We start from the raw sequence: 4883 nt of genomic DNA on the forward strand, positions 1-4883 counted from the left end.
TGCCTGCGATGGGCACACCTCGGTAAATCAGTTGTACCGAGGTGATGCAATCGCAGGCAAGCCAGCTCCTACACAAGCCAGCCTCTATGACCTGTCCGATCATCCCTGTGCCTTATTGCGCACCATTCACCCCCGCCCGTATTTATTGTGACCACAAGCCCCGTGCCTGACACTCGCCCCATCGTCCACTGTCTTCGCTGGAGTTCCCTATGAGTGAGTCTGTGCAGTTCCAAGATAAAGTCGTGATCGTCACCGGGGCCGGGGGTGGTTTGGGGCGTGCCCATGCGCTGCTGTTCGCCAGGCACGGGGCCAGGGTACTGGTCAACGACCTTGGCGGCTCGACTCAGGGCGAAGGCGCCAATGCCTCGGCGGCCGACCGCGTGGTGGCCGAGATTCGCGAGGCCGGTGGGATTGCCGAGGCCAACCACGATTCGGTGACCGATGGCGAAAAGATCGTGCAGCACGCTCTCGACGTGTTTGGCCGCATCGACGTGGTGGTGAACAACGCCGGGATCCTGCGTGACAAGACCTTCCATAAAATGGAGGACGGCGACTGGGACCTGGTGTACCGCGTGCACGTCGAAGGTGCCTACAAAGTGACCCGCGCCGCCTGGCCGCATCTGCGCGAGCAAGGCTATGGCCGGGTGATTTTCACCGCCTCCACGTCGGGCATCTACGGCAACTTCGGCCAGTCCAACTACGGCATGGCCAAGCTCGGCCTGTATGGCCTGACCCGCACCCTGGCGCTGGAAGGGCGCAAGAACAACATCCTGGTCAATGCCATCGCGCCCACGGGCGGTACGCGCATGACCGAAGGCCTGATCCCGCCACAGGTGTTCGAGCGCCTCAAGCCCGAGCTGGTCAGCCCGCTGGTGGTGTACCTGGGCAGCGAGGCCTGCCAGGAAACCTCGGGGCTGTTTGAAGTGGGCGGCGGCTGGATCGGCAAGACCCGCTGGGAGCGCAGCCTGGGCGTGGGATTTGATCCCGAGGCGGGCTTCTCGCCAGAGGATGTGGCGGCGCACTGGCAGCAGATCTGCAACTTTGAAGGGGCGGCCCATCCCAAGGACAATATCGAAGCCTTGAAGGAGATGATGGACAACCTGCACAAATACAGCCTCTGATCATTACCTGAAAAACAGTCAATCCTGCGGGGCGCTGATGGCGCCCCGCTGTATTTCAGGCATAAAAAAGGCCGCTGCATACGCAGCGGCCGAAGTAAGACGTTGGATCAAGGAGCTACAAATCAACGTCAGTGAACACGGGTAACAGACTGAAAATACGCTTCAATCCAGCAAAAAGTGGCTTCAGGTAATCAGTAGGATTGTCCTGAAAGCCCGGTAAGAATAGTCCGTTGTAACAGAATGAAAAACACTGATTCAGGACAAGGACTGTTACCAAAACGACAACAGTGCCGCGCCTGCCGGTGCGGGGGTATCCATTCGCTTGATAGCGCTCCATCCACTGCGTCGATAGCCCCGCCAATACCCACGCTAGAGCCTGGGTTAATCCTTTTGAGCGACACAACGAATACCTCCTTGGTGCGCTTATCGCTCCTGATGGCGGGCAGTAGGGTGGGGCCTTCTGTCACACCACCGGGGAAGACGCATGACAAAAACAACAATGCGCGCCATCTTCAGGCCACAGGCGCTGGCCGCTGCGGTTGCTTTGGGGTGCTGCGTCCAGGCGCAGGCTGTTTCATTCAATATTGGCGAGATCGAGGGGCAATTCGATTCGTCGCTGTCGGTCGGGGCCAGTTGGGGCATGCGCGATGCCGACCGCAAGCTGGTGGGCACGGTCAATGGCGGCAGTGGCCAGGCCTCTACCGGGGATGACGGGCGCCTGAACTTCAAGAAGGGCGAGACCTTCTCGAAAATCTTCAAGGGCCTGCACGACCTGGAGCTCAAGTACGGCGATACCGGTGTGTTTGTGCGGGGCAAATACTGGTACGACTTCGAGCTCAAGGACGAAGACCGCGAGTTCAAGCCGATCAGCGACCACAACCGCAAGGAAGGCGCCAAGTCCAGCGGGGCGCAGATCCTCGATGCCTTCGTCTATCACAACTATTCCCTGGGCGACCTGCCGGGCACCGTGCGTGCCGGTAAACAGGTGGTCAGCTGGGGCGAAAGTACCTTCATCGGCAACTCCATCAACAGCATCAACCCCATCGACGTCTCGGCCTTCCGCCGGCCGGGCGCCGAGATCAAGGAAGGCCTGATTCCAGTCAACATGCTGTTCGCCTCCCAGGGCCTGACCAACCAACTGACAGTGGAAGGTTTCTACCAGTTGGAATGGGACCAGACCGTGCTGGACAACTGCGGCACCTACTTTGGTGGCGACGTGGCGGCCGATGGTTGCACCGACAACTACACCGTCGGCAGCCCGGCGATCCGCCCGCTGCAACCGGTGGCCGCCGCGTTCGGCCAGGGTTTTGGCGTCGCCAACGAGGGGGTGATCGTACGCCGCGCCGCCGACCGTGACGCACGGGATTCCGGGCAGTTCGGCATGGCCTTGCGCTGGCTGGGCGATGACACCGAGTACGGCCTGTACTTCATGAACTACCACAGCCGCACGCCGACCGTGGGCACCCTCACCGCCAACACCAACCTGGCGACCATCGGCAGGATCATCAACGCCGCCAACAGCATTGCCCCTGGCAGTGGCGCCGGCCTGGCGCAGAGCGTGATGCTCGGGCGCGGCCAGTATTACCTGGATTACCCGGAAGATATCCGCCTGTACGGTGCCAGCTTCGCCACGACCCTGCCCACCGGCACGGCCTGGACCGGGGAAATCAGCTACCGCCCCAACGCCCCGGTGCAACTCAACACCACCGACCTGACCCTGGCCCTGGTCAACCCGATAGCCGGCAACGCCGCGTCGCCGATCAAAAGCTCATTCGGTGCCGACAACGCCGGCTACCGGCGCAAGGAAATCACCCAGTTCCAGACCACCATGACCCAGTTTTTCGACCAGGTGCTGGGCGCCGAACGCCTGACCGTGGTGGGCGAGGCGGCCATCGTGCGGGTGGGCGGGCTGGAGAACAAAACCAAGCTGCGCTACGGCCGCGATTCGGTCTACGGCCAATACGGCTTTGGCGGAGACACCGACGGTTTCGTCACGGCCACCTCCTGGGGTTATCGCGCCCGGGCGATCCTCGACTACAACAACGTGATCGCCGGGATCAACCTCAAGCCCAACCTGTCCTGGTCCCATGACGTCAAGGGCTACGGCCCCAACGGCCTGTTCAACGAAGGGGCCAAGGCCCTCAGCGTCGGGGTCGATGCGGACTACCGCAACACCTACACCGCGAGCCTGAGCTACACCGACTTTTTTGGCGGTGACTACAACACCCTGACCGACCGTGACTTCCTCGCCCTCAGCTTCGGCGTGAACTTCTGATTTGGCTTAAAAAGAAGGACAACAACCATGCGTAAAGTGATTTTGCAGTGCGGCGCACTGGCCCTCAGCCTGTTGGCCGCCAACGTGATGGCCGCGGTGTCTGTGGAGGAAGCCGCCAAGCTCGGCACCACCCTGACCCCGGTGGGCGCCGAGAAGGCCGGCAATGCCGATGGCTCGATCCCGGCCTGGACCGGTGGCCTCCCGAAAAACGCCGGCGCGGTGGACAGCAAGGGCTTTTTGGCCGACCCGTTCGCCAATGAAAAACCGCTGTTCGTGATCACCGCGGCCACGGTCGACAAGTACAAGGACAAACTGTCGGACGGCCAGGTGGCGATGTTCAAACGCTACCCCGAGACTTATAAAATCCCGGTCTACCCCACCCACCGCACGGTCAACTTGCCCGACGCTATCTACGAATCGATCAAGCGCAGCGCACTGAACGTCAAGGCGATCAACGACGGCAACGGCCTGGAGAATTTCACCGGCAACCGCTACTACGCCTTCCCGATTCCGAAAAATGGCGTCGAGGTGTTATGGAACCACATCACCCGCTACCACGGCGGCAACCTGCGGCGCATCATCACCCAGGCCACCCCGCAGACCAACGGCAGCTATACGCCGATCCGCTTCGAGGAAGAAGTGGCGGTGCCGCAACTGATCCCGGATATGGACCCGGCCAAGGGCGCCAACGTGCTGACCTTCTTCAAACAGTCGGTCACCGCGCCCGCGCGCCTGGCGGGCAACGTGCTGCTGGTGCACGAAACCCTCGACCAGGTGAAGGAGCCGCGCCTGGCGTGGATCTACAACGCCGGCCAACGCCGCGTGCGCCGTGCACCGCAAGTGGCCTACGACGGGCCGGGCACCGCCTCCGACGGCCTGCGTACCTCGGATAACTTCGACATGTTCTCCGGCGCGCCAGACCGCTACGACTGGAAACTGGTGGGCAAGAAGGAAATGTACATTCCCTACAACGCCTACAAGCTTGATTCGCCGTCCCTCAAGTACGACGACATCATCAAGGCCGGCCATATCAACCAGGACTTGACCCGCTATGAACTGCACCGGGTCTGGGAAGTGGTGGGCACGGTCAAGCCCAGCGAACGGCACATCTACGCCAAGCGCCACATGTATATCGACGAAGACAGCTGGCAGGTGGCGCTGGTGGACCACTATGACGGCCGTGGCCAACTGTGGCGCGTGGCCGAAGGCCATGCGCAGTTCTACTACCACCACCAGACCCCGGCCTACACCGTCGAGACCCTGTACGACCTCATCGCCGGGCGCTACATCGCCCTGGGCATGAAGAACGAAGAGAAGAGCAGCTTCGTGTTCGGCTTCAATGCCAAGGCGGCGGACTACACCCCGGCGGCCTTGCGCGCCTCGGGCGTACGCTGATCTAAGGTTGTAAACCCAATCACTGTGGGAGCTGGCTTGCCTGCGATGGCGGTGGACCAGGCAAAACCCATCAACCTGACCCACCGCCATCC

General features: G+C 61.7%; 3 protein-coding genes. All 3 read left to right on the plus strand.

What is annotated here, in order from left to right:
• The first annotated feature begins 209 nt into the window (after positions 1-209).
• The 3 genes from AC07W7_RS27055 to AC07W7_RS27065 all read left to right on the plus strand — a co-directional run bounded on the left by AC07W7_RS27055 (position 210) and on the right by AC07W7_RS27065 (position 4791).
• A complete protein-coding gene (locus AC07W7_RS27055) occupies positions 210-1121 on the plus strand; it encodes an SDR family oxidoreductase (protein WP_076962815.1) in 912 nt (303 codons plus the stop codon).
• Positions 1122-1605: 484 nt separating this feature from the next.
• On the plus strand, positions 1606-3396 hold the full coding sequence (locus AC07W7_RS27060; protein ID WP_495040454.1) for a DUF1302 domain-containing protein: 1791 nt from the start codon (positions 1606-1608) through the stop codon (positions 3394-3396).
• 27 nt (positions 3397-3423) lie between these two features.
• Positions 3424-4791, plus strand: a complete 1368-nt coding sequence (locus AC07W7_RS27065; RefSeq protein WP_495040455.1) for a DUF1329 domain-containing protein — start codon at positions 3424-3426, stop codon at positions 4789-4791.
• Positions 4792-4883 lie beyond the last annotated feature (92 nt).

This window comes from Pseudomonas sp. GW821-FHT01D09, assembly GCF_059422465.1.